This is a genomic window from Novosphingobium sp., assembly GCF_027489515.1.
Taxonomy (GTDB): domain Bacteria; phylum Pseudomonadota; class Alphaproteobacteria; order Sphingomonadales; family Sphingomonadaceae; genus Novosphingobium.
This window is the reverse complement of the sequence record NZ_JAIXZS010000083.1, coordinates 244,569-271,299: the sequence shown is the minus strand read 5'-3', so window position 1 is coordinate 271,299 and position 26,731 is coordinate 244,569. Positions and strand designations below refer to the sequence as shown.

14 protein-coding genes, 1 tRNA gene and 1 riboswitch are annotated in these 26,731 nt (G+C 66.1%); of the genes, 6 read left to right on the top strand and 9 right to left on the bottom strand.

All coding sequences use genetic code 11. From position 1 onward, the window contains the following. Positions 1-75: 75 nt before the first annotated feature. Complete coding sequence (locus tag Q0082_RS15110; protein WP_298194169.1) at positions 76-1,380, bottom strand: bifunctional diguanylate cyclase/phosphodiesterase; 1,305 nt, start codon at positions 1,378-1,380, stop codon at positions 76-78. Between the two features lie 136 nt (positions 1,381-1,516). Between Q0082_RS15110 and Q0082_RS15105 the strand changes: the two genes are divergently transcribed. Together Q0082_RS15105 and Q0082_RS15100 are read left to right on the top strand one after the other, a co-directional pair. Further along, positions 1,517-2,296 (top strand): NAD kinase, encoded by a 780-nt coding sequence (locus Q0082_RS15105; RefSeq protein ID WP_298194167.1) that lies wholly within the window; start codon positions 1,517-1,519, stop codon positions 2,294-2,296. Between the two features lie 89 nt (positions 2,297-2,385). Next, a tRNA-Asn gene (locus Q0082_RS15100) sits at positions 2,386-2,460 on the top strand. A 20-nt stretch (positions 2,461-2,480) separates the two neighbouring features. Here Q0082_RS15100 and Q0082_RS15095 read toward each other — a convergent pair. From Q0082_RS15095 to Q0082_RS15065, 7 genes are all read right to left on the bottom strand, one after another. Beyond that, positions 2,481-2,804 carry a PilZ domain-containing protein gene (locus Q0082_RS15095; RefSeq protein WP_298194164.1) on the bottom strand — a complete coding sequence of 108 codons (324 nt, stop codon included), beginning with the start codon at positions 2,802-2,804 and terminating at the stop codon, positions 2,481-2,483. Between the two features lie 118 nt (positions 2,805-2,922). Next, positions 2,923-4,176: a D-amino acid dehydrogenase gene (locus Q0082_RS15090; RefSeq protein ID WP_298194161.1), complete on the bottom strand. Its 1,254-nt coding sequence runs from the start codon at positions 4,174-4,176 to the stop codon at positions 2,923-2,925. A gap of 213 nt (positions 4,177-4,389) precedes the next feature. Continuing rightward, positions 4,390-4,491: riboswitch (glycine riboswitch) on the bottom strand. Between the two features lie 169 nt (positions 4,492-4,660). After that, a complete protein-coding gene (locus Q0082_RS15085) occupies positions 4,661-7,735 on the bottom strand; it encodes a CHAT domain-containing protein (RefSeq protein ID WP_298194158.1) in 3,075 nt (1,024 codons plus the stop codon). Beyond that, positions 7,732-15,981 (bottom strand): hypothetical protein, encoded by an 8,250-nt coding sequence (locus Q0082_RS15080; protein WP_298194155.1) that lies wholly within the window; start codon positions 15,979-15,981, stop codon positions 7,732-7,734. The genes Q0082_RS15085 and Q0082_RS15080 overlap by 4 nt, the downstream gene beginning before the upstream one ends. Beyond that, complete coding sequence (locus Q0082_RS15075) at positions 15,981-17,555, bottom strand: ShlB/FhaC/HecB family hemolysin secretion/activation protein (RefSeq protein WP_298194153.1); 1,575 nt, start codon at positions 17,553-17,555, stop codon at positions 15,981-15,983. Before Q0082_RS15075 ends, Q0082_RS15080 begins: the two co-directional genes overlap by 1 nt. A 543-nt stretch (positions 17,556-18,098) precedes the next feature. After that, a complete protein-coding gene (secA, locus tag Q0082_RS15070; RefSeq protein WP_298194152.1) occupies positions 18,099-20,831 on the bottom strand; it encodes a preprotein translocase subunit SecA in 2,733 nt (910 codons plus the stop codon). A gap of 97 nt (positions 20,832-20,928) precedes the next feature. Next, on the bottom strand, positions 20,929-21,189 hold the full coding sequence (locus Q0082_RS15065) for a hypothetical protein (protein ID WP_298194150.1): 261 nt from the start codon (positions 21,187-21,189) through the stop codon (positions 20,929-20,931). A 110-nt stretch (positions 21,190-21,299) separates the two neighbouring features. Here Q0082_RS15065 and Q0082_RS15060 point away from each other — a divergent pair, with 110 nt between their 5' ends. From Q0082_RS15060 to Q0082_RS15045, 4 genes are read left to right on the top strand one after another with little or no spacing between them, the layout of a single operon-like run. Then, complete coding sequence (locus Q0082_RS15060) at positions 21,300-22,355, top strand: acyltransferase (RefSeq protein ID WP_298194148.1); 1,056 nt, start codon at positions 21,300-21,302, stop codon at positions 22,353-22,355. Positions 22,356-22,373: 18 nt separating this feature from the next. After that, positions 22,374-23,600 (top strand): bifunctional glutamate N-acetyltransferase/amino-acid acetyltransferase ArgJ, encoded by a 1,227-nt coding sequence (argJ, locus tag Q0082_RS15055; RefSeq protein ID WP_298194146.1) that lies wholly within the window; start codon positions 22,374-22,376, stop codon positions 23,598-23,600. Between the two features lie 8 nt (positions 23,601-23,608). Then, the gene (locus tag Q0082_RS15050; RefSeq protein WP_298194143.1) at positions 23,609-24,214 is read left to right on the top strand and encodes a glutathione S-transferase N-terminal domain-containing protein; all 606 of its coding nucleotides are present in this window, start codon (positions 23,609-23,611) and stop codon (positions 24,212-24,214) included. After that, the gene (locus Q0082_RS15045; protein ID WP_298194142.1) at positions 24,211-25,014 is read left to right on the top strand and encodes an inositol monophosphatase family protein; all 804 of its coding nucleotides are present in this window, start codon (positions 24,211-24,213) and stop codon (positions 25,012-25,014) included. Before Q0082_RS15050 ends, Q0082_RS15045 begins: the two co-directional genes overlap by 4 nt. A 4-nt stretch (positions 25,015-25,018) precedes the next feature. On the opposite strand, the gene Q0082_RS15040 is transcribed toward Q0082_RS15045, so the two are convergent. Next, the gene (locus Q0082_RS15040; protein ID WP_298194140.1) at positions 25,019-26,650 is read right to left on the bottom strand and encodes a M20/M25/M40 family metallo-hydrolase; all 1,632 of its coding nucleotides are present in this window, start codon (positions 26,648-26,650) and stop codon (positions 25,019-25,021) included. Positions 26,651-26,731: the final 81 nt, after the last annotated feature.

Here is a 26,731-nt window from a genome sequence, read left to right as displayed (position 1 = left end):
CATTGTCCAAGGCCAGGCCTGCTCGTCTCGTGGTTCTGACACATGCCTTGTGTCCAGCTGTCCTGAAGCGGCAGCTCAGCGGTCGCCCGCGGCCAGCGCTTCAAAGTCCTCGGCCGCAATCGGCCCGGAGCGCAGGAACCCCTGAAAGAGGTCGCACCCTTCGTCCTGCAGGATTGCCAGCTGCCCCGCCGTCTCCACCCCTTCGGCAATCACCTTCAGCCCCAGTGCACGCGCCATGGCCACCATCGCCGAAAGGATCGCCCGGTCGCGCGCATCGTGTTCGATGTCGCAGACCAGCGAGCGATCGAGCTTGAGCGCATCGAGCGGCAACGCCTTCAGCGCGCGGAAATTTGAGAAGCCGGTCCCGAAATCATCGAGCGCCACACTGACGCCCAGCGTCGCCAATTCGCGCAGTGCCGCAGCGCAGGCTTCGAAATCGCTGATGAGGGTCTGCTCGGTGATCTCGATGGTCAGCCGCTCCGCCGGAAACGCACTTGAGTCCAGCGCCGCCTTGAGGGTTGCTGCGAAATCGCCCACCGCAAAGTCCTCGGCCGTGACGTTGAGCGAGAGCCGCAGCGGCATTCCGGGGTTCTGCGGCCAGGCGGCAGCCATTGCGAGCGAGCGCTTGCCGATATGGCGCGAAAGCTGCGCCACGTGATCGCCGCGGTCGGCCACGGCAAACAGTGTCTCGGCGCAGATCCGCCCAAAGCTGGGATGCTCCCACCGTGCGAGGGCTTCCGCCCCGGCCAGCAAACCGGTGCCGACATGAAACTGCGGCTGGAACAGCACCATGATCTCGTCGCGGTGCAGTGCGCCGAGGAGGTCACCCTCAAGGCTCGCCGCGCTGCGGCCGCGTGCGGGATGGCTGCCATCGGCCCAGAGCACGCGGCGCCCGCTGCGCCGCTGCAGATCACCCGAGACCTGATCAAGCCGGTCGAGCAGCGCGGCCCCGGTCTCGCCCTGGCGCCCCCGCAGCAGCGCCATGCGCGGCGCGAGGCTCAGCCGTTCGCCCTCGACCATCAGCGGCCTTGCGATCGCGCGGCCCAGCGCCTCGGCCAGCCACTGCCACCGCTCGCGCGAGAGCGCCGCGCGGCTCGCGACCAGAAACGCGCCGCCCGCCGCCCGCGCGACGAGGGCCTGGGGGCCAAGCTCGTCAGCCACGAAATCCCTGAGCCGCCGCGCGACTTCCACCAGTACGTGGTCCCCGCCAGCCATGCCATAGGCCAGATTAACCGCCGGGAGCCGCTGCAGGCTTACCATCATCGCCTGGACGAAGCCGGTGTCGCCTGCACGGTCGAGCCACAAGGCCGCGGTTTCCAGCCCGGGAAGGCCGGTCAGCACGTCGCGGTCGTGCCCGGGAAGAAGTACGGTGCCAGTCATTCCTGCCGTCTTAGGCGATCGGATCGGCGAAATCATCCATGCTGTGCCATTTGGCATTGCACCGATTTGGGTCGCTCCATATCAGTTGCGCGGCAGACGCCGAAAAACAGCGCGACGCGCGAGGAGAGCTTTACCAATGCCCGATAGCCCCCGGCTGGCGCTGCTCGCCTCACCTACCGACCGCGCTCAGGAAGCAGAAGCGGCGCTTACGGCCTCACATGACTGGGTGCCGCTTGAAGAAGCCGATATTGCCGTCGTGCTCGGTGGCGATGGCTTCATGCTGCAGACGCTGCACCACATGCTCGATACCGGCCGGGTGATCCCGGCTTACGGACTCAATCTCGGCACCGTCGGTTTCCTGATGAACCGGCACAAGGCCACACGCCCGATAGCCGAGAGGGTCGCCAAGTCACGCGGTGTCGCGGTGGCGCCGCTGTGGATGGAAGCGATTACCCAGACCGGCGAGCAGTATTCATCCTGGGCGATCAATGAAGTCTCGCTGCTGCGCGAAACGCGCCAGACGGCGAAGCTCGAAGTTTCCGTCAACGGCAAGGTCCGTATGCCCGAGCTTTCCTGCGACGGTGTGCTGGTGGCAACGCCTGCGGGCTCGACCGCCTACAACCTTTCCGCCAACGGGCCGATCCTGCCATTGGGCAGCGCGATGCTCGCGCTCACCCCGATCAGCCCCTTCCGTCCGCGGCGCTGGCGCGGCGCGATCCTGCCCGAAAGCTGCCAGATCCTGTTCCGCTCGCTGGAGGCGGCCAAGCGACCCGTGTCGGTTGTGGCTGACCAGAAGGAAGTGCGCGATATTAGCGAAGTGCGCGTGAGCGCTGCGCGCGAGCACCGGCTGACGCTCCTGTTCGACAAGGGCAAGAGCCTCGACGAACGGATTTTCGCCGAGCAGTTCCTGGTGTGACGATGGTGTGGATTTTTGGGCAATCAGGCGCTTGCCAAACCCGAAACGCCTGCTATTAGCCCGCTCCTGCCCCGGGCAACCGGGTCTGGTCCCTGATAGCTCAGCGGTAGAGCTCTCGACTGTTAATCGAGTGGTCGTAGGTTCGAATCCTACTCAGGGAGCCACCCCCTCAACATCGCAAAAATCAATGGACCGAGCCGATGCGCCCGTCGAGGATCGCGTCGAGCACGGCCGGGTGCAGCGGCGCCTCAAAGCGCAGACCGGCGGTGAAGCCGCTGGTCCAGTCGACGATTGCCGGCCGCGCCTCGATCCCCGGCAGCGTGATCCACACCAGCATTCCAGGCTTCAGCGCTTCCATCGAATCGATCCGCGCTGAACGGCAGGTCAGGTCGCTGAGCGTCACCTTCGCGCGCAGCACGCCGCGGCGATAGGTCGCGGTGATCAACGGGCCGCAAGGCGCGGTGCCCCACGGATTGGCCTCGGTTCCTTGAGCTTGCTTGACCAGCATGGTGGTTCGTCCCTCGCGCAAGATCGGGTGATCGGTGCTCGATAAGGAAGAACGGCCCGGTAACCCTGCCTTTTAGGCAAGCAGGGCAACCGGGCCGCCTATGCGGTGCATTACGTAATCACGCCACGCGGAGCGGGGCCTCTGCTTCCAGCGACTGGTCGATGGAGGCCGCCACCATCTGCGCGGTCACGGCGCTCAGCGTCCATCCGAGGTGGCCGTGACCGGTGTTGTAGAAAACCCGCGACCGCTTTCCTGCGCCAACACGGGGCATCATGTCGGGCAGCATCGGCCGGAGGCCGGCCCAGGGCAGGACCTCGCCCACGCTCACGCCGGGAAACAGCTGACGGACCCACTGAACCAATGGGGCAATGCGATCGGCGCGAATGTCGCGGTTCTCGCCGTTGAACTCGGCGGTGCCCGCCACGCGGAAGCGGTCCTTGCCAAGCCGCGAGGTGACGATCTTGGCGTCTTCATCGAGCAGGCTGACCCAAGGCGCGGCGGCCTGGCTGTCTGCGTCGCGCATCATCACCGTGATCGAGTAACCCTTGACAGGATAGACATTGACCCGGTCGCCCACCATCGCAGCAAGGCGGCGGCTGCCGACCCCGGCACAGATGACCAGCCCGTCGAAATGGCCAACATCCTCGATCCGCGCATCGGTGAGGCTGGCGGTGCGGATCGTCACGCCGCGATCGTGCACCGCAATCGCCTGCACCGCTCGGTCGAGTTGCAGGACTGCGCCCTTGCGCTCGCAGGCAGCCGCGAGGCCGCGGGTGAACTTGCAGATATCCCCCGTGGCATCCGACGGCGTGTAGTAGCCGCCGCAGTAGTCACCAGTGACCGTCGGATCGATCCGGCGCATTTCCTCGGGAGAGACCTGGAACCGGTCCAGCCCGCCCGCGCGCACAAGTTCGTTGGTTCGTGCCGCATCGGCAAAGCTCGCTGCGTTCCGGTAAATGTGAAGGATGCCGCGCTTCTCGCAATCGAAATCGATGCCCTCGCGCTCGGCAATATCGAAGAGGTGTTTGCGCGCCTCGATCGCGAGCCGCACGGTCTCCATGGTGTTGACATCGTGACGGGGAATGGCGCCCAGAAACTCCGCGATCCACGAGAACTTGTGCCAGCCCGGGCGCGGATTGAACAGCAACGGCGCATCGCGCCGAGCCATCCAGCGCAGGCCCTTGAAGACCGTGCCCACCGAGTTCCACACCTCGGCGTTGCTGGCGGAAAGCTGCCCGCCGTTTGCGAACGAAGTTTCCATCGCCGGCAAGGGCTGGCGATCGATGACAGTGACGGAATGCCCGCGCTCGAGCAGCGCGTAAGCCGTGGTAATGCCGGTAATGCCGGCGCCAATAACCGCAAAATGCGACATGAGCTCTTGCTCCTTGATGAGTGAAATGCGTCTCAGCCGGCCCCTTCGGGCCAGCGCGGCGTTCATTTCCCCATCTCTGTCGCTTGTGCCTGAGAGCTTGACCGCTTCGGTATCAGGCGCCTTCGCGCATGACCCTACCTTACGGCTTTCTCCGTCGGCGGATGGCCGCAATCCCTGAGATGACAGGGCCCACGCCATCACTCTCCAGAGTGTCAAGACCACACGGTTCCTGGTGCCTGAGAGTTTCCTGGGGGGTTGCTCCGTCGGCGCCGGATCGAAACGAGGGTTTCATCCGGACTCTCCCATGCGGTCATCAAGACTGTGGTTGCGGCATTCTCCCTTGGCTAAGGCCGGACATGGCCGAAAACAGTGTTCGATGCGATGCGGGCCATGACTCAGAGTCATGGCCCGATCTACTCCGGGCATTTTGCATCAGTGAAGTGAATAGGTCCAGCCCCCCAGGCGATTATACCCGGCAAAGCGATCAGTGCTGCGAACCGGCACTCACTGCAGGCTTGGCGGCATCACCCACTACCACGAACGCCGCCCAGTAAAACGGGTGCGAGGTCTGCGGATCGTCCATCAGCCTTGCCTCAGCCCCCGCGAGGGAATCGCCCACCGATTCACCAGGCTTGCCCGCAATGAGACCACCGATCAGCCGGCGCGTGGCATCGTAGTCGTCTGGCACCGGCCAATGGCTCGCGATGACTGCGCGCGCACCCGCGCCCGTGAACGCGCGCACCAGCCCGTCAAGCGCATAGTTGCCGCCGGTGGTCACGCCCGCCTCCCGGCTTGCCGCAACCGTGGCCATGCCGGCGGTATCGCAGGCGGACAGGATCACGAGATCGGCATCGAGCTTGAGATCGAAGATCTCGCGGAAGCTCAGGAGGCCATCCGAACCCTTGTCTGCAAAGCTCGTGACCAAAGCGGGGCGCGCGGGGCAGTCCTTGCGCGGGGCCGAGACGAGGCCATGGGTGGCGAAGTGCAGTACGCGATACTGATCAAGCGCAGGGTCGGCGAGAAGGCCGGCATCAGTAAAGCTGCTGCCCGTCCTGACAACGCTCGTGCTGCCGAAGGTCTTTGCCGCGAACAGCAGTTCATCGGGCTTGACCGGACGCTGCCACACCGCAAGCGGCCAGTCACAACTGTCGGCCACCGCCGTCACTGGCCGCCGCTGCGGCACGGCGTTGTTGCCAAAGCCTAGATAGGGCCGCCGTGCCGAAGACGGTGACAGGGCCCTCAGATCAAGGAAGGCGCGCGGGCTGACGGCAATCGATATCGCCCGGCCCCGCCCGAGCCAGGCGATACCGGTAAAGTCGAAAGCATCCGCATCGATATCGACCGTGCGCGTCTTGTAGGCTGCAATCCCCGCGTCGTCCGTCACCAACACTGCCGGCGGCAATTGGAGCATCGCCGCATCAGGCTCGAACACGAGATGCCGGACGGCGCCGATGTCGGAGGCAAGCGGCCCGAACAAGGCCTTGTAGAGCGCGCGCGAGCGGTCGAGATCGAAGGGACGGTTGACCGCCTTGCCATTCTCGATCGTCACGATGCTGTTGCGGATCTGCTGCACCTCGCGCGTCAGGTCTGTGCGCGAAAGCGGCACGGCAAAGAAGCGCGTGGCAGCAGATGTCGCATAAAGACCGTAGAGGTCGTCGCCGGCAGCAACGAGCTTGTAGTATCCCTCGCCCGGCTTCAGCGCGGCCTGCATTTCGGCAAGCGCAACCCGCTTCGGCGCAAGTGCGGTATAGCGCGGATAGGCTGCAAGCTTGGCGAGGATCTCGGTCTGCTCGCGGCGCAGCCCGGCCAGCATCTCCTGCTGAGCGGCAAGTTCGGCCGTCTCGGCGGCGGCGGGTTCCGGCAGTGTCGAGAGCCGGGCCACTTCGCCTTCTGCTCGGGCGATGTCGCGGCTGCGCGCGAGCGAGAGGCGGAACAGCGCTGCTGCGGCGTCGTTGCCTTCGGCTAGTTGCCGCGCGAGGATGGCCTGGGTCTGCGCTATGCCAGGTCGTTCGAGCACTTGTGCCGCAGCAAAGGCGGCCGGAGCGCTCTTCGCCGGATCGCTGCCCTCGCCTGCCAGCAAGGCGAAATAGGGCGCGAGCAGGTTTCGCAGGGTGGTGCCGCTATCGGGCACTGTAGCGCTCGCATCGACCACCGCGCCAAACAGCCTTGCCGCTCCGTCGCGATCACCGGCGGACAGCAGGAAAGCCGCCTTGCGGGCCTTGGCGGAAAGCACCGCCGGGGAGGACGGATAAGCCGTTTCGAGTGCGGCAATCGCGCGGTCAAACCCGGCCTCCGCCTCCGCGCGGCGCCCGGCAACGCCAGCGATCCTGGCGAGCTCGATCTCGATCTCGGCGGTGAGCCAGATGATCGAGGCAACCTGCCCGTCACGCACGGTCGCAAGCTGCGCGCGCGCCTTGGCGAAGCCGGCAACCGCTTCGTCGGTGCGGCCTGCCATGCGCGCGGCGGTTGCGCCTATGGCCAACGCCTGGCCGTCGAGGATTTCTGCCTTTTCGGCGCGGGTCAACGCCGGGTCGGGTGCCCCCATGCGCCGGGTCGCCGCGTTCTCGCGGTTGATCGCCTCGGCCAGTGGCAGATTGATGACCCCCTCGGCGAGACGCACGCCGTCAAACACGGCATTCACCGGGTCCACCGGCTTGGCAAGTTCGGTCACGGCCGCATCGGGGCGGCGCTGGTTAAGCTGATCGAGCGCGCGATAATTGCGCAGCAGCCGCTGGCTGAGGCCATCACCCGTCATTTGCGCTTTGGCGCTTTCACCGAAAAGGCGCAGCGCTGTATCGAAATTGCCGAGATTTGACTGCTGCAGCCCCTCGTTCGCGAGTGCTTCAGCGGTTACGTCCTGCTCGCCCTTCCGGCTGCGCGCCTTCTCCGCCAGCACTTCGAAGAACGCGGCGGATTCAGCAAAGCTGCTGCCGTTGTTACGCAAGTACCCTTCCCCGCGCACGCCAAGCGGATCGAGCAGCCCCGCCTGCAGCCGGGCAAACGCGGCAGCATCGGTCACTTCGGTGGTCGCAACCTTGATCTCGCCGGGCACTGGCCGGCCCAGCACCACGCTTGCAAGCGCCAGGCGGAGCGCCGCATCGTAGGCCGCAAGGCCCTCCACGAAGTAGCGGGTATCCCCGCGCGTGAGGGCATAGCGCCGGTGGTCAAGCCCGCTCGCCGGATCGCGGCACAGCAAGGCATCCGCCTCTCCCAACGCTTCAAGGACCGCGCGGCCCGGTGCGCCACAGACGCGCTGCGCGCCAGCAGCAGCGGGGACCCCTGCCATGGGCGCTACATCGACCGGAAGCGCATGGCGGACCGCGACCAGCGTGCCGACCGGCCCGGCAGCATCGCGGCACGAGATCGTGTAGCCGCGGTCGAACATGCCGGCGAGGCGCGGATCGCGCGGTGCGACCTGCGCCGTGCAGACCACGCCCGCCGAGCCGACGCGGAAATTGCTGCGCACCGAGAGGGGCACCGTGCGCGCAGCGAGGTCCAGCGGGGCAAATGTGCCGCCCAGCGCGGCGAGCGTTACCGCAAGGCCGAGGGCACGCCTCACGGGCGGCCTCCGTCGGACAGAGCGCCACCGATTAGCGCAGGATTGCCGCTGCCGGCAATCGGCTCGTCGATCTGCCCCGGCAACGCGTCTGGCTGGACCGGCAGGAGCAGCGGCGGCGGCAGGATCGCATTGCCTGTCAGTTGCTCGCGCTCGTCCGGATCGGCCGGAGAATCATCGAGCACCGGCGTATCGACGCCATCGATAACCGTGCGGATGCCCGGATCGGGCTGGCCCTTGATGAGCGCGAGCCCGCAGGTCGCAGCATTCAGCAGGCAGCCGTTGAGGCGGCTATCGGCGGTGAACCCGGACAGATCGACACCGCTCGCTTTGAACTGGCGCCACGCTTCCACGCCGCCGACGATGCCGGTGGCCGTACGGAAGGTGCCGTTGATGATCACCGCGATCGGGGCGACGCCGCCGGGCCGAACCTTGAACCCGTCCAGCGGCTCCTCGAAGCCCAGCGGATCGATGCCGTTGCCGCTGCGCTGGATGTAGAAGCTGCGCCCGACCGTGAAATCGAGCGTACCAGCGCGCAGCACGGGACCATTCCCGCCCGCACTCTCCCGGTCGAGTGCGGGTTCGACTCCTGCGAAGAACGGATCCGCCGCAAGCCGCGCCAGCAGCGGCGCTGCCGCGACATGGATATCACGTGCGTCGATCCGGAGCGTTCCCGAAAGCGCATCGCCCTGGCCGAGGACCGCCACGCTGCCGGTATCCGATGCGATCTGGAACTGGCCAGTGCGGAAAACGAGCGCATTGCCGCTGCGCATCCCGACCGCCTTGAGCGCGCCAACGACGCGGATCGCTCCGTTTGCGGCCGCCGTCGGCGATGCGCCAGTGGAGAAACGGACCGATCCGGCAGGATCATCGATCGTGCTGCCAGCGTCGGGCCCGGTCACATCGAGCTTGCCGATCACGATATCGACCGCGCTGGCCCCATCCAGCCCGAACACGCTGAGCGAGCCGCTGTTGATCCGGCCCCATTCGCTGTTGTCGAGCGAGAACCCGCTGGTCGGCACCACGCTGCCATCGAGCCCGTCGCCGATCCGAAGACCCGAGGTATTGCGCGAGATCAGCGTGATGCTTCCCGAAGCGCCTGCATTGAGCCCGGAGCCCGCCGGCATGACGAGATCACTGGCGCGCAGTTCGATCGACGGCGATTGCCATTGGCCGCCAAGCCGCGCCGTGCCGCCCGCATCGAGGAACACGCTGCGCGCGGCGGAAATGCCTTGCGTGGCGGCATCCCCCGCCACTGCGGCGGTGAACGTTCCGGCCGTGACAGGCCCCGACAGCGTCAACCCGCCGCCTGCCGCGACGAGCGGTTCGGCAAAGACGGCGTTGAAGTTAAACTCGCCGATCGCCCCGCCCGCGAGGCCGACCGCATTGTTTGCTGCGAGAATGCGCCCGGACTGCGCATCAAGCGCGCCCGCGCGCACCGATCCGCCGGCAAGCAGCAGCATGTCCCGCGCCCGCATGGTACCCACGGTGAGGTCGCCCGAAGTGATCAGGGCGGCATCGGTAGTGGCCGTGATCGCGCCTGCCGTCAGTGAACCGGCATTCGCGCGCAACTCTACCGTTGTCTGCGCGGCGTTGGCGTTCCCGACCGAGAGATCGCCCGCCGCGTTGATCAGAACGGTGCTTGCCGCATCGAGATCGCCGAGCGCAACGGAACCTGCGGTGTTGGCCAGCTCGATATTGCCGAACGCCGTGATGGCGCCGCCCTGCACTGCCCCGCCGGTTCCAATCGAGACATTGCCATCGGTTGCATTCAGATCGCCAAATCTCAGCGTGCCATTGGCTGAAAGCGAAACCGCCGTACCGCTGACATTGGAGAGGCGCAGGTTGCGCCCGACAAGCCGCGCGGCAGCGCCCGCTGATACGGTGCCGGCATCGAGATCACCCGCAGCGAAAAGCGTGACACCAGTTCCTGCCGTGACCGTCTGGGCGACGATGCCGCCATTGGCGCTGCTCACCCCCACGGATTGGCCGGCAGACACGGCGGCGGTCTCGGCGGCGCTACCAGTCGCAATGCTGACAAGGCCCGTCGTTGCCCCGACGGCCCCGGCCGCAAGCGCGCCGGTCACATCAAATACCACGTCACCGGCAGCCGAGGTTGCCGCACCGCCCAGCGTGGCATCGCCCGCGGCCGTCAGCGCAATGCCGTCACGCCCCGCAAGTGCTCCGCTGCCGAGAGCGCCTCCGGAACGCAGCGTAACAACGCCGCCGCTGGCCGTGAGATCGCCCGTAGTCATGGCGCCGCCGCTCACGAGCCGCAACTCGCCTGCCGTCGCCACGGCGTTGCCGGTTGAAAGCGTGGTGCCTGCTGCAACCCTGAGACCGACGCTGCCGGCCAGCCCCGCCGCCGCCAGCGTGCCGAGCGATGCCGAACCCTCGGCAGAGACGAGCAACCGCCCGCCCGCCGCGACCATGTCTCCCGCCAGAAGATCGCCGGTTGCCGAGAGCACGATGTCGCCACCGGTTGCGCTGACCCGCGCTGTCGTTACCGCGCTACGCCCGGTCACGGTCACCCCTTCCGCGGCCGCAAGATTGCCTGCCGTCAGCGCACCCGTGCTCGAAAGGTCAAGGGTGCCCGCGGCAGCGCTGGCATTGCCAAGCGCAAGCGTCGTGCCCGCGGTCACTGTGATCCCGCTTGCCCCGGCAAGGCCCGCCGCGGTCAGATCACCCAGGCTTGCTGCGCCGCCGGTCGTTGCGGTGATCCGCCCAGCTGTTGCTGTCACGGCTACCGCTGCAAGATCGGATCCGGCGGCAACCGAAATGTCGCCCGCCGCGCTCGTCGCTGCCCCAAGCGCGAGGCTGGTGCCGGTGGACAACGTGATCCCGTTCGCTGCCGTCACCCTACCCGTCGAGCCGGAGGTGCTTGCAGTCAGGCGCACCGTGCCATCGGTTGCGGTCAGATCGCCACCAGCGATCGCTCCGCCAGTGCTGGTCAGGCGGACACTTCCGCTTGCTGAGACCGCGCCGAGCGTTTGATTGCCGCCGCCCGTGAACACCGCATCGCCGGAACCGGCGGTTGCCGTTCCGGACAGCACCGTGTCCGTACCTGAGGTCAGAACAAGACCACCGGTGTCCGCCGTCAGGCTCGCCGCGTTCAACGTGCCACCGCTGACAAGGCGCATGTCCCCGGCACCAACCCGTGCATTGCCGAGGCGCAGCGCACCGCCGGCAGCGAGATCCAGCCCGATGCCACCGGCAAGGCCGTTCGCATCGATACTGCCGAGGCTCGCCGCACCGCCCGCCTGCACCGTCAGCCTGCCGCCCGTCGCGATCAGGTCTGCGGCCGTGATATCGCCGCCGGCGGTCAAGCCAAGATCGCCGCCGAGCGTGGATCCCGAGCCGAGCGTCAGCCCCGTACCGGCTGCGAGGATCGCTCCCGTTGCGGAAGAAACATTGCCGGCTTGCACCGCACCACCTGCCGTTACGGCGACAGCGCCATTGTCGGTGACAAGATTGCCGGTGCTGACGTTGCCAGTCGTCGCAGCTAGCGCGATCCCGTCGAATGCGGTCACATCGCCGATGGCAAGGCCCGCCGCTGCGTTGATGCTTGCCGTCCCGGTCGAGGCGTTGACCTTGCCGACCGCGGCACCGGCCCCGCCATTGACCGAGACCCCCGTCTGCGACAGCAGCCCGCCCGCAACAAGCGCGCCACCAGCATTGAGCACGATTTCGGTGCTGGAGGTGAGCGTCCCCAGCGTCATGGCGCCAGTTGACGTCAACCTGATCTGTCCATCGCTGGTCTCGAGCCCACCGGTCGTGACCGAACTGCTGCCACTGAGGACCAGATCGCCGCCTGCGGCAGAGGCCTTGCCGAGGCTTAGCGCGCCCCCGGCCGTGACACCGATGCCGATACCGACCGGCAGTACCTGCCCAGCGAGATCACCGAGCGTGGCGGCACCACCTGAAGTGACCAGAACGCTGCCAATCGTCGCAGTGAGGTTGCCCGAAGTGATTGCCCCGGCAGCGCCGAGTGACACGCCGTTGACGGCGCTTGCCGAGGTCAGCGCGATGGTGTTTCCAGCCAACAGATCGATGCGGCTGCCGGAAACGATCGCCCCGGCCACCAGCGCTGCACCTGCATTCAGGTTGACCGAACCGTCCGCCGCAAGTGCCGGTACCGCAGTGATCGCACCGACCGTAACGGCACCGGTCGAGACCGCCGCGAGCGCGCCGACATTCGCGGTGCCCGCAATTGTGATCGGCCCGCCCGCTGCGATCGGCGCTGCAGAGAGGACGGCGTTGAGATCATAGGCCCCTAGCGGATCGCCACCGATCGCGCCCATCGCATAGTCGGCCAAGAGCACCCGACCCGATGCCGCGATGGCGCCAACGGACTGCGCGCCGCCAGTAAGCACCGCGATCTCGCGCCCGGCTAGCGAGCCACTCGTAATCGCAACGGGAGACAGCAACACGATATCGTGCGCTGCCGCCAGATTGCCCAGCGTTACATTGCCGAGGCCGACGACGGTGATCCCGTAGGTCGCGCTGGACAGCGGCGATGGGCTGATCAGCCCAGCAGAGATCACACCCGCTCCGATCGCCCCATCGGAAACGAGCCGCACACTGTCGCCAGCCTGAATTGCCCCGCCAACGGTGACGGAGGTTGCACCGTCAAGCGTGATCGTCTGGCCGGCGGTCGCGGCACCACTCGTGAGCACCGCATTCGAGTTCAGGTCGATGCCGCCTGTCGCCGTCACGCTGCCGACCGTGACGTTGCCCGGTGCGCTGACCGTGACATCTGCGCCAGCAAGGACGTTCCCGAGCGAAACCGTCGAACCGGCAGTGACGGACACGCCGGCCGCCGATGAAAGGTTGTCGAGCCGCACAAGGCCGGCCGCGGAGAGTGTCAGCGCGCTGCCGCTATTGGCCGAGAGATGCGCGAAGAGATCGCCGCTCGTCGTCAGCGAGACCGAGTTCGAGCCGAATACGGTGCCTGCAGGCCCGGCAGGAACGGCGCCCGGAACCCAGTTGCCAGCAGAGATCGCTGCGGAAACCGCCGAGACATTGGCCCCATCGAGCGTTGCGGCAAGATCGCCGGGCGTGCTGAAGGCCAGATCGCCGGTCAGCACGGTATCGCCGCCCGCAAGCGCGATCACCGAAGCCGGTGCGTCGCCCGCCACGGTGCCGCTCGCGGTGAACGTGAGCGAACCTGCGTTGATCGTCCCCCCAGCGACAAGCCAGGTCAGCGGATGGCCGAGGATGGTGGCCGTGCCGGCAGTGGCACCGAGCCCAGCAGTGGCATTTGCGCTGAGGGTGATCGCCTGGCCGATGACCTGACCTGAGCCGACATCAAAGCGGACCCCGCGCAGATCGGACGGGCCGCCGGCTCCGCCCACTTCAGCATTCCCGCCAAGACCGGTCCCGCTGCTGCCACCGGATGCCCCCGCTTGCGCGAGCGTGATGTTGCCAAGGTTGAGTGCACCGCCCGCAGCCGCGATTGTCGCGCTGCCGCCAAAGGCATTGCCGCCATTGCCGTCGAGCCCCGTCGTCGTCCCGAGACCGCCGGTGCCGCCGGCACCGCCGACACCATTGGCAAAGACGCCCGCAGGCCCTAGATCAGCCGCGCCGGTCGGTGAGGCAGAACCGGGCCCTGCAATCACACCAATCGTGGCAGACCCACCGCGTCCGTCGCCGCCGGCACCGCCGGCACCGCCCGGTGCGCCGCTCGCAATGCTTCCGCCCAAGCCGCCTACGCCGCCGATGCCGTTGGCTGTCACGCTGGTCCCGGCGAGAACGAGATTGGCATTGCCTGCCTCGGCCACGGCCCTTGCCTGCCCGCCCGTACCTGCACCGCCAGCACCGCCGGGGTCGGGAAACAGCCCCGGCGCACTACCCGCACCGCCGCGGCCGCGCGCGTCAACCAGCGTGCCGGCGAAGGTTACCGATCCATCGCCTTCCAGCGCAGAGAAGGCGATCACATCCGCATTTCCGCCCGTCCCGGCACCGCCATTGCCACCGTTTGCTCCCGCGCCGCCATCGCCATAGGCTCTCACGCTGAGCGCGCCACCATCGACCGTACCATTGCGCGCCGACACAGTTGCTGTGCCGCCAGCCCCGGCGCCGCCGGTCCCTCCGCCACCGCCGAGGCCGGCTGCCGAGACGATGGTTGCTCCGGTCATGCCCAGACTGCCGCCGCCGCCCAGCAGCGTAGCGTCACCGGCAGCCAGAACCGCCTCGCCACCCGTCCCGCTCCCTCCGGTGCCGCCCGACCCCGTGGCGCCCGAAACTGCGGCGTTCACAAATGCGCCTGCGCCACCCTCGCCCAATGCCAATACATCAAGCGTTTGCCCGAAGGTCGCGGCTCCGCCGGTGGTCCGGACGAACGCCGTTCCGCCGAGGCCGGCACCGCCATCCTTGCCCGAATCGGTAGTTGCGGCTCCGCCTTCACCCGAGGCGTTGACCGTGACAGCATCGCCGAAAGCGAACATCACACCGGCGCCGAGGCTGATCCCCGCGCGGCCGCCTGTGCCGCGGCCGCCCTCTACAGTACAGGTAACGCAGTTCTGTCCCGAACCGCCGATGCCGCGTGCATCGAGGGTGGTGACACCGGTGACGTTGAGTGTGCCGCCGTTGCCAAGACCTTCGACCAGCGCCTGCCCGCCGGTCCCGTCGGCGCCGACCGTGAAGTCACTGAACCCGGAGCCGCCGCCGCCAATTGCGTTGAGCACGAGGTCGCGCCCGATGGTGATCGTGGAATCGCTTCCGAGCGAGACGCGCGCGGTGCCCCCAGTTCCTGTGCTCGGTCCGGACGAGGAGAAGTCGTCGAAGTTCTTGCCCGCTCCGTTCGCCGCAATCGTCAGATCGGTTCCCACGTCGACCACAGCGCCATTGCGCGCAGTCAGCGTGGCGCTACCCGCAACGGCAGGAACGTCGATTGTGGGCGCGCGCGTGCTGGTGATCGACGTTGCTCCGCCAACCGTGAGCCTGCCCTGATCGACGGTGATCGAGGCATTGCCACTGTCGGTAAAGGCACCGCCAGCCACCTCCCCGCCATCGAGCGAAGTGATCTGCAGATTGCCCTGCACATCGAGCGTGGAGCCGATACCTCCGACGGAAATGAACGCCCCATCGTCGGTCGCTGCAGCGGGATCGCGCACACCGGAGAGCAGAAGATCGGAAGCAAACGTCGCGCCCTCGCCAGCGCCGAGCGCGAGTGAAGCCTGCCCTGTTGCCTTGCCGGTAACCTGCGAAGTCGCATCGATCGCCCCGATCGCGAGCGCCGCCGGAACATTGCCGCTGTTCTTCGCACGGACCGTGTCGATCACGCCATTGATGACGTCATAGCCCGCCGAAAGCACGACCGCATTGCCATCGACGTTCGCAGCCCCCGCGACATCGAAACCGAGTGCGCTGCCGCCCTTGATGGCCATGGTGATGGCATCGTTCTTGGGCACGGCGACCATGTAGACGCGGTGGACAGCGTTGGCGCCGGCGACGGGACCGGTGATCGTTCCGTCGTTGGTGACGACTTCGCCGGCGGCGCTCGTCCCCTGGTCAATCTGGATGTCGTACAGGCCGTCGGGGCGGAAGGTGATCGTCGAGGCGTCCGCTGCGACGATCACGGCCGAACCATCGACGTTGATCGTGCCCGAATTGATGACCTTGGGGGCAATCAAGGCAACATAGGCATTGAAGGGGCCCGCGTTGATCTGCGCGCCCTGCTGGACTTCAACCCGGCTCCCAGCATTGGCCGGCAAGAAGTTGTATTGACTACCAGTTCCAAAGCTGCCGGTCACCGCATCGAAGCTGAGATCCGAAGCGGTCAACGCCAGATTGCCGACATTGAAGACGCCGGTGGATGAAACGAGAATGCCCCCGGGGCTGTAGAAGAACAGCGTGCCGCCACGGCTGATCGCGCCGCTAGCGAGATCGACCAACTGCGAAGTCACCGTGCCGTTGAACACGATCGGACGCGTCACGTCGGTGGGGATGATCCGGTTCAGGACGGTCACCGTGGTGGCATCGCGGTTGGTGAACAGCGCGCTTGTGCCGGCCGTCTGGAAATTGATCGGGCCGCCGCCAATCGCGGTATCGTTAGGCGACCAGTTGATCACCAGATTGGGCGAATCCGCCGCGACAGTCGTCGTGCCGGGATCGGTCAGGATGGCACCCGCGCCGGCCACGATCGTGCCGGTCGCATTGAACGACTGCGCCGCCGCCATGTCCGGGACCGCGATCATCATCACCGCCATGGCGAGGAACGAGGGGGCAGAGGCAAAGCGGCGACGCATCAGCGGCCTCCCCAGGGCACGAGACGGGTGGTGAGCGAGACCAGCAAGCGCGGCGCAGGTTTGCGGCCCGGAAACCCGGCCCGGTCGAGCGGTACGGCAAGACTGGCATCGAGCCGGAAGCGGCTGCCGAGATCGGCACGGACACCGCCGCCGACCGAGCTCAGCCGCTGCGGCTTGCCCGCGCCGCGATCCCATGCCCAGGCGGCGTCGACAAACGCGAACGGCTGCACGACCGGCACGTTGCCGCGCCCGATCGGCAGGTGCGGTCCGCGCAGTTCCGCAGCCACGCCAATACCGCTGTCCCCGGTAATCGCACCCGGATCATACCCGCGGCCGACCGTGTAGTTGCCAGGCGCAAAGGCCTCGAAGCCCAGCACCTTGCGGAACGCGTACTGACCGCGCGGATGCAGCGCGAGTGCAAAACGCCCCACGGCGCGCTCGTATTCGACCTCGCCGCGCAAGACCGTGGCCGCGGGCGTGGCATCGAACCGGCTGGTCGGAACCCGCGTTCCGCAGGCCGCGCCGAGGCAGGACGGCGTTGCCCCCAGCCCTGCAAGGCCCTGCCGGACCTCGAGCGAGCCATCTATCCGCCAGGCCGGCTCCGCCCGGGTGAGATCCACGCGGTTGAACTCGAGCCGCGCCCAGAGCACGCGCAGGCGGTCGCGGCTCAGCGGCACGATCAGCGTGGTATCCTGATTGAGCAGGTCAAATCCGCTGCCGAGCCAGATATCGCCTGCCTGCGAACGCACCAGCGGATAGCGGGCGTAGAGGCTGGCGAGCAGCGTCCTTGCATCGAGCGCGGCACCCCCGGTTGCCTGCCCGAGATCGGGGCGGGTCCAGGCATACGTAAACGAAGCGCCCACAAGCAGCCCCTCGCTGCCAGGACGAAACTCGTGACTGGCCTGAAGGATGCGCTGCTCGCGAAAATCGGATGTGGTGTAGTACGAAAGCGTCGTGGCATCGCCCATACCGGTGATGCCGAAAGCTTGCGCACGCAGCTGCCCGCCCCACCGGCCGGTTGCCGCCGAAGCGAGGTTCTGCACTGAGAAATCAGCAATAAAAGCCTGACGTAGAACGGTTACTTCACCGATGAGATCACCGGGGGCGGTTCCTGCCGGCCGCAAGGTCAGTTGCACATTGTAGCCGGGCAGATCGCGCGCGAGCAGCAGATAGCGCTCCGCCTTGTTGCGATCGAAGATGTCGTCCTCAGTCAATTGGCCCAGATAGGCCATGAGCTTGCGCTCGGCCCCGCGCGTCTCGCCCCGAGCCCGGATTGCGGTGATCCGGGCATAGAGCACTTCCATGCGCACCTGCCCGTTCTCGATGCGCTGCACCGGCACCTGCACCGCGGCCAGATAGCCCTTGGTGCGCAGGATCGTGGCAGCCGCATCGCGGATCTCGCACAGCACGGAGATCGGCTGCAACGTCCCGGCCAGCGGCTTCCACGCCGCCTCCATCTCGGATGCGGTTGCCCCCTTCAGCCCGTTGAAGGTGACAGACGCGATGGTGGTCTTGATCTGGGCAAACTGAGGATCCGCCAGCGGACAGCCCGACCGCTCGATGCCACCAGACACCGACAAGCGCGGCGGTTGCACAGCCGGCGCACGTGTGATGCCGCCCAGTTCGTCGCGGCTAGGGCCGGTGATCGAGGGGGTACTGACCTGAGCGAATGCTGCAGAAGGAACAGTAGCGGAGAACGACACGGCCGCCGCAAAAAGGGCGAACGAAAACCAGCGCGCAAGGGCTCGAAATGCCCTCCGTCTGCTGGCGCTCTCACCCTCCCACATCGTTGAGGCCCTTATCTGCAATGCTGCGGTCGTTGCGGCCCCGCTCTTATCGTTAACTCGGGGGTAGCAAGTGCGAAGTCCTCGAGTCAAACACCTTTGGAAGGCCAATAAACCTTTGATTATAAGGTGCTTACAACAAGCCTGCGCCAATTCGGCACGCTGCTGATTTCGACTCGGAATACGTCGTCACACGGCCGGTTAACTCTGACAGTCACGTCCCGAAGCATCAAATTGTCACCTGTCATGGCGGCGCAACATAAAGCTGAAGGATTTACCTTCAATGCCTTGCGCATAATTCCTAGCACATCACTGCAGATCGCTCAGAGCCCGTTATGCCAAAGTACCGTGGCAGTGCTTGTACTTCTGCCCCGAACCGCATGGGCAGGGCGCATTGCGGCTGATGCCCGTCCCGGCATAGGGATCGGTCCCGGCCGCAGCCAGCGCGCCCGAGCCCGCCATCGGCGGGGTAAAGGTCCCGAAGAGCTGGCCCGCCGGCACTGCCCGCGCGTCGTCGTCACCGGTTAGCGGATCGATGTGGCTGGTCAGAAAGTCTGGCAGTTCCGGAAGCTGGAAGTCCTCGGGCGAGCCCATCCGGATCTCGCTCGTCATAAGAATGCGCGTCACGTCCTCGCGGATCACTTCGAGCATCTTCTCGAACAGACCAAAGGCCTCCTGCTTGTACTCGTTGATCGGCGTCTTCTGCGCATAGGCGCGCAGGAACACCACCTGGCGCAACGCATCGAGCGTCGCGAGGTGTTCTTTCCAGTGGTGATCGAGCCGCTCGAGCAGCACCGACTTTTCCAGATTGCGCCACGAAGCCGGATCGACGGTCTCAAGCTTTGCAGCCATCTTCTCCTCGGCCATCGCGGCGATGCGTTCCTCGATGACGTCAGGCTCGAGGCCGTCCTCGGAAAGCCACGCATCGAACGGCGGCTCAAGCCCCAGGATCTGGTCCACACGCTCGGCCAGCGCCGGAACATTCCACTGCTCGGGGTAAGACCCCGGCGGGCAGGCATCGGCAACAATGGCGTTGATCGTGTCCTGCCGCATGTCGAGCACGACATCATCGACCGCTTCGGCATCCATGATATCGGCGCGTTGCTCGTAGATAACCTTGCGCTGGTCGTTCATCACGTTGTCGTATTCGACGACCTGCTTGCGCACGTCGTAGTTGCGCGCCTCGACCTTCTTCTGTGCGGTCTCGATGGCCTTCGAGAGCCAGCGCGAACCGATTGCCTCACCGTCGGCAAGGTTCGAATTCATCATGCGGGCAAACAGCGTATCCGGCCCGAAGATGCGCAGCAGATCGTCCTCGAGGCAGAGGTAGAACTTCGAGAGACCCGGATCGCCCTGACGGCCCGAACGGCCGCGCAGCTGGTTGTCGATGCGGCGGCTTTCATGCCGCTCGGTGCCGATCACGCAGAGCCCGCCGGCGGCCAGCACCTTGGCCTTCTCCTCGGCGACTTCGGCCTTGATCCGCGCGATCCCGGCTTCGCGCTCGGGCCCCTCCGGCACGTCGCGCAGTTCATCCTCGATGCGGAACTCGGCATTGCCGCCGAGCTGAATGTCGGTCCCGCGGCCAGCCATGTTGGTTGCAATCGTCACCGCGCCGAGGCGGCCGGCCTGCGCCACGATATGCGCTTCCATCTCATGGAAGCGGGCGTTCAGAACGTTGTGCTTCACGCCTTCCTTGTTGAGGAACTCGGAGAGCATCTCCGACTTCTCGATCGAGACGGTGCCGACGAGCACCGGCTGGCCGCTGTCGTACCGCTCGCGGATCAGCTTTGCGATGGCCTGAAACTTGTCCTGCGTGTTCTTGTAGAACTCGTCTTCCTCGTCGCGGCGCTGCACCGGCACGTTGGTCGGGATGGTGACGACATTCATCTTGTAGATGTCGAAGAATTCCGGCGCCTCGGTCGCGGCGGTGCCGGTCATGCCCGAAAGCTTGGGATACATGCGGAAGTAGTTCTGGAAGGTGATCGAGGCCATCGTCTGGTTCTCGGGCTCGATCTGGACGCCTTCCTTGGCTTCCACCGCCTGGTGCAGGCCATTCGACCAGCGCCGGCCATCCATCATGCGGCCGGTGAACTCGTCGATGATGACGACCTTGTCGTCCTTCACGATGTAGTCAATGTCACGCTTGAACATGACATTGGCCTTGAGCGCCTGATCGAGGTGATGGACGACCATCGTGTTCTCGACGTCATAGAGGTTGGAGCCGACGAGCAGCCCCGCTTCCTCCAGCTTGCGCTCGACCCATTCGACTCCATCCTCGGTCAGCGAGATGTTCTTGGTCTTCTCGTCCGCCTCGTAGAGCGAGGGGTCGATCTGCTTCACCACCGCGTCGACCGAGACGTAAAGCTCGCTCTTGTCGTCGGTCGGGCCCGATATGATCAGCGGCGTGCGCGCTTCGTCGATCAGGATCGAGTCCACCTCGTCGACGATCGCGAAGTTGAACGGTCGGTGCACCATCTGGCTGCGCTCGTGCTTCATGTTGTCGCGCAGGTAATCGAAGCCGAGCTCGTTGTTGGTGGCATAGGTGATGTCAGCCTCATAGGCCTGCCGCCGCTCGTACTCGTTCATGTTGGGCACGATCACGCCAACGGTGAGCCCGAGGAACTTGTGGATCTGCCCCATCCATTCCGCGTCGCGCTTGGCGAGGTAGTCGTTGACGGTGACGACGTGGACGCCCTTGCCCTCGATCGCGTTGAGGTAGGAGGCGAGCGTCGCCACAAGCGTCTTGCCCTCACCAGTGCGCATTTCGGCGATCTCGCCGCGGTGGAGCACGATGCCACCGATCATCTGCACATCGAAGTGGCGCATGCCCAGCACGCGGCGCGAAGCCTCCCGGCAGGTGGCGAAGGCTTCGGGCAGGATGTCGTCGAGAGTCTTGCCCGCTTCGAGCTGGCTGCGCAGCTTGGCCGTCTGGCCCTGCAATTCCGCGTCGCTGAGCGCCTGCATTTCGGGCTCGTAAGCGGCGATGGCGCGCACGATCTTGTCGAGCGACTTGACGTAACGATCGTTAGACGAGCCGAAAATGGCCTTGGCAATGCTGCCGAGCATGGCTGTATTCCTGTTCTGAAATGGGGTGCGCGAAAAAAGGCCGCGCAAGTCAGGCGTCCGCGTTCACGCGGAGCGGGTAGCAAGCGGAAACTTGGCGCTATTCGAGCGGCCGGTCCCAGATCCTGATGCTGATCGCGCGGATGAACGCGAGAGCGGGTAGGACTACCGTGCGGACCGAGCGCTGTTCGCACGCCGGGCGCTGTGCCTTGGCGAGGCCCACCGCAGCCGTGCGCTGAGGGCTTGCCACCAGCACGGTACCTGCAGCCGCACCGATGACTTCGGAGCGCGCGGACATTGCCCCCACTTCGGAAAGCGAGAGGCCTGAAAGCAGGGCAAGAAGGACGAGAAGCAAACGCATCGGAGCCCGCAGATAGGGCGCTTCAGCAGAAAAGGCAATTTCTCATGCGCGCCCATCATGGTGACCAGCAGTTTAGGCATTTTTATCAGACGGCGGTCTAGGCTGGGGTGATGACGGCCCCGAGTACCCTGCAGCAGAGCGCCACAAGCACACGCCTCGTCCAGTTCGACGGGCTGCGCGGGCTTGCCGCGCTTTTCGTGCTGCTGTTTCACTTCAGCGATATCGCTGGAGAGACATCGCTGTTCTCGCGCGGATACCTTGCCGTCGATTTCTTTTTCATGCTCAGCGGCTTTGTCCTCGTTCCCGTCTTCGAGGCCGGTCGCGGCGGGACAAGTCCCACCGGGTTGCTGATGGGGCGCGTGACGCGCTTCTGGCCGCTGCTGGCGCTTGGCGCGCTGATCGGCGCGCTTGTCCATGCGGCGGACCCCCGTCTGCCGGGCACCGCAGGCCTGTTGCTTGCTCACCTGCTGCTCGCACCGGGTGGCGATCCCAATCTGCCGCTCTTTCCGCTCAATCAGGCGCACTGGTCGCTGTGGTGCGAGCTGCTCCTCAACGCCCTGCATCTCTGGATCTTGCGCAAGCTGGGCATGCGCGCGCTGCTCTGCACGGCCGCGCTGTGCTGGCTCTTCGCCGCCGTACTCGCGTTCGGGCATGGATCTCTCGATGTTGGCGCTGGCCCCACGACGCTCATAGCGGGCCTTTTCCGGGCGACGTCTGCCTATGCTTTCGGCATCGTCCTTCGCCGCAGCGGCGCAGGACAGAGCGCGGGCGCGGCTTTGCCGTGGTGGACGGCGCCGGCGGCCATGGCTGTTCTCATGGTTGCGCCGCCTGCGCTGGGCGTCCCGGCACGCTATGCCGATCCGTTCGTCGCCCTGCTGTTCATCGCCATTATGGCGTGTGCTGCCGGAGCGAGACTGCCGGACAAGCTGGTTGGGCCATGCCAGTGGCTGGGAGCCCTTTCGTTTCCGCTCTACGCCATCCATTACCCGGTTCTCGAAGTACCGAAGGTGCTGTTTGCGCAGCCGGGTGAGCCTGCAGGCCTTGGCCTGCGCCTCACCGCCCTGGCTGCAGCGCCTGCACTCGCTCTACTGCTTGCCAGATCGCCCCTGGCGGCCGGCCTAAAGCTGCCGCGGCGGGCTCCAAGTCAATTGCGGCACCCTGCATGAGCCGCTAGGCAGCGCGGCATGACTCATGCCGTTTCCCCGCTGGCTCAGCCCTTCCCCGCGCTTCCTGCCATTGCCGGAGCCACGCCGCGCATCGCCCGCGCCGGCTACAAGGATTGGGGCCGCTGCGACCTCACGTTCGTCAAACTGGCCGAAGGTACGGCAGTCGCGGGCGTGTTCACCCGCAATGTCTGCTGCTCCTCCGAAGTGGAACTCGGGCGGATCAACATTGCCCAGGGCCGGGCGCGGGCGCTGGTCGTCAACGCGGGCAATTCGAATGCCTTCACCGGCTATCGCGGGCGCGAGGCGGTCGAGGCGATCATGGATCAGATCGCGGCGCACCTCGCCTGCCCGCGCGAACAGGTGTTCGTTTCGTCCACCGGGGTTATCGGCGTGCCATTGCCCAAGGACAAGGCCCGCGCGGGAATCGAAGCAGCCCTGCTTGCCGAGCCGTGCTCTTGGGAAGAGGCCGCCAACACGATCGGCACCACCGATACCTTCGCCAAGGGCGCGACCGCCACGGTCATGGTCGACGGCGTTAAGGTCACGCTCTGCGCGATCATCAAGGGCTCAGGCATGATCGCGCCTGATATGGCGACCATGCTGGGCTATGTGTTCACCGACGCGGCGGTCGATCCAGCGTTCCTGCAGGCCTGCCTTTCGGACGCCAACAACCGCACCTTCTCCTGCATCACCGTCGACAGCGACACTTCGACAAGCGACACCGTGCTCGCCTTTGCGACCGGCGCCGCAGGCAACGCGCCGCTCGTCTCGGCCGAAAGCGCCGGCGCCGATGCCTTTGCCGCCGCGCTGCATGACGTCTGCCGCCAACTCGCCCACCTCGTCGTGCGCGATGGCGAAGGAGCGCAGAAGTTCATTGCCGTGACCGTGAGCGGCGCAGTGAGCGACGAGAGCGCTCGCCGCGTCGGCCTTGCCATTGCCAACTCGCCGCTCGTGAAGACTGCCATTGCCGGCGAGGATGCCAACTGGGGCCGCGTCGTCATGGCCGTTGGCAAGGCGGGCGAACCGGCTGACCGCGACCGCCTCTCGATCGGCTTCGGCGGCACCTGGGCCGCGCGCGAAGGCCAGCCTCTGCCGGATTATGACGAGGCACCGGTCGCCGCGCACCTCAAGGGGCGGGAAATCACCATCGAAGTCGATCTCGGTCTCGGCGCGGGCCGCGCGACGGTATGGACCTGCGATCTCACGCACGGCTACATCGCGATCAACGCCGACTACCGCAGCTGAGCCGCCCGATGATCACCATCTGGGGCCGCCTCAATTCGCACAACGTCAAGAAGGTGGCTTGGGCTGCCATCGCGATGGGCCTGCCGCACCGCCGGATCGACATGGGCGGCGCGTTCGGCTTCACTCCGGAATACCTCGCGCTCAATCCCAACCGCATGATCCCGGCCATCGAGGACGGGCCGGTCGTGCTGTGGGAATCGAACGCCATCCTGCGCTACCTCGCGGATGCTTACGCGCCTGATTTCCGCAGCGCCGAACCCGCCGATCGCGCGCAGGGCGACAAGTGGATGGATTGGCAGTTCCACTTCGCCGATGCACAGCGCGATGCCTTCCTCGGTTGCGTCCGGCAAGGCAAGGACGCCGACGACCCGGCCGTGTCCGCATCCGCCGAAGCATCCAATTCCATGATGGCCGTGCTTGATGCCGAACTCGCCAAGCGCGAATGGCTTTCGGGCCAGCGTTTCGGGATCGCGGACATGCCGATGGGCGTCTATGCCCACACGTTCTATTCTTTGCCGATCCCGCGCGCCAATCTGCCGCACCTTGCGGCGTGGTACGCCCGCCTGCAGCAACAGCCAGGATATGCCGAAACCGTGATGATCCCCCTCACATGACTGCTCTCGATACCCAGATAGCCGCACTGCTGCGCCGGGTTGCCGCCGAAGCAATCCTGCCGCGTTACCAGACCCTCGCGGCGCACGAAGTGATTGCCAAGGCGGTCAATGACATGGTCACGATTGCCGATACCGAGGCGGAAGTGCTGCTGGCTGAAGGTCTTGCGGGCATCCTTCCCGAAGCGGCGATTGTCGGCGAGGAAGCGGTCCATGCCGATCCCACGCTGTCCGCGCGGCTTGATAGCGGCCTGTGTTGGATCATCGATCCGGTGGATGGCACCAACAACTTCGCTGCCGGCAAGCCGCCCTTCGGCATTATCCTTGCCCTCAGCGACGGCGGCGAGACGCAGAGCGGCTGGATCTACGATCCGCTGCAGGATCGCCTCTGCATCGCGCACAAGGGCAAGGGCGCCTTCGTCAACGGCGAGCGGGTCATGGCGCGCCCTACTGGTGAGACGCCGCCCATCGCCGCGATCAGCACAGTCTTTCTCGATCCCGCCGCCCGCGCCGCGGTGCAGCAGCGCATCGCGCCATTCTACACTCTGGTCGATATCCCGCGCTGCGCCGCCGAGCAGTATCCGCGCCTCGCGCTTGGCGTGAACGACATCTCGGTGTTCGAGCGCACCTTGCCCTGGGACCACGCCGCGGGCGTGCTCTTCGTCAACGAAGCGGGCGGCATGGCCGCGCGGCCCGATGGCTCAGCTTACCGCACTGACCAGCACGGGCAAAAAGGCCTGTTTGCAGCCTCTTCGCCCGCGCTATTCGAGGAATTTGTGAAGCGCAGTAGCGCTGCCAGCTAAGCAGTTACTGCGAAGGATCGCGCACCTTGAACGGGTCGGTCGGCACCGGCTGTGTCGGCAGGACCGCGCGCGGCAGTTCCTTGTCGCTGTTGGCGGCCTGCCACAACATCCCCGCCATGATGACCGCTGCCTGCCGCATGTCGTCGGCGCGCATGTGGTCGACCGTATCGAGATTGGAGTGGTGGACCCGGCTGTCATAGTCGAGCGGGTCCTGAATGAACTGGTAACCGGGCAGCCCGATCGCCTGCATGAACACGTGGTCGGTGCCGCCAGTCTTGCTCACCACCAGTTTGTCTGCGCCCAGCATATCGAAGGGCGAAAGCCATTCCTTGAGCAGCTTTTCCGCGCCGAGATTGCCCTCGCTGTAGATGCCTCGGAACCGGCCGGAACCGTTGTCCATGTTGAAGTACGCCTTGAGCTGGTTGTACTCCGGCTTCGGCGTGATCGGGAAGGTATTGCGCCATGCCGCGTAGGAATCGATGCCCTTGAGCGCGGGGTCGACCGGCCGGCTCGCCAAGTGCTGCTCGATATAGGCGCGGCTGCCGAGCAGGCCCTGCTCTTCCCCGCTCCACAGCACGAAGCGGATCGTGCGCTTCGGCTTGACGCCGAGCTTGGCAATCAGGCGCGCCGCCTCAATCACCGTCACGCTCCCCGCCCCGTTGTCATTGGCGCCGTCGCCTGCGATCCAGCTGTCGAAATGCGCGCCGGCCATGACAAAGCCCGCCTTGGGATCGCTCCCCGGGATTTCGGCGACCACGTTTTCCGCGCGCAAGTTGCTGTCGTCAAAGCGGGCCGCAACGGTGATCGCCAGCTCCGGCGCTGCGCCCGTCTTGGCGAGGCGGACGAGCCGGCGATAATCTTCCTGCGCCAGTTCGATTGCCGGCACCGCCAGCGTCTCGCCCGGTTGGAAATCATAGCCTTCGCCGTGAACCAGCTTGCCATCGCGGTAGCTGATCTTGACCAGCGCGAGCGCGCCCTCAGCCTTGAGGAAGGCCGCAAGCTTGCCCTGAAAACGGCGATTACGCACTTGCAGCGCGGTGGCATCGGGATCGAACACCGGCTTGGTATAAGTATCGAGCTCGGCGATATCTGCATCGGTGTAGCGCTGGAAGACCGGCCCCTTGCTCTCGCTCGTCTGGCCCGGAAGCGAGACCAGCACGATCTTGCCGGCCAGCTTGCCCTTCCACTCCGCAAAGTGCTCCTCGCGCGAGATCGGCGCGATCAAGATCGGAGCCCGCACGGTCCCAGCAGTCCCCGGCGACCACGCCACCGGGATCGCCGTGAGCGGGAGCACGCGCGGGCTCACCATCGCCACCGAATAGCTGTCGAGGTTCCATCCAAGCCCGAAATCGAACGGCTCGACATGGACATTGGCAAGACCCTGCTTGCGCAGTTGCTCCATCGCCCAGCCTTCCGCCTTGCGATGGTTTTCCGAATTGGTGAGACGCGCGCCAATGCGGTCCATCAACGCAGAGGCGGTGGTCATCGCCTCGCTCCGGTTCATGCCTTCATCGATGATCCGCGCGATCGCGGCACTATCGCCCTCCGGCGCGGCCAGCGCGGGAAACGGCACGGCCGAGGCCAGCAGGCCCGCGGCAAGAAGAAGGGCAATCCGGCGATGGGATGGGGTCGGCATCAGGTACTGGCTCCGAAGCTGGGGTGCAGGACCGCAGTCTTGCACCCCGCTTCGGGCTTGCCAACCGGCAAAGCGGCTTCT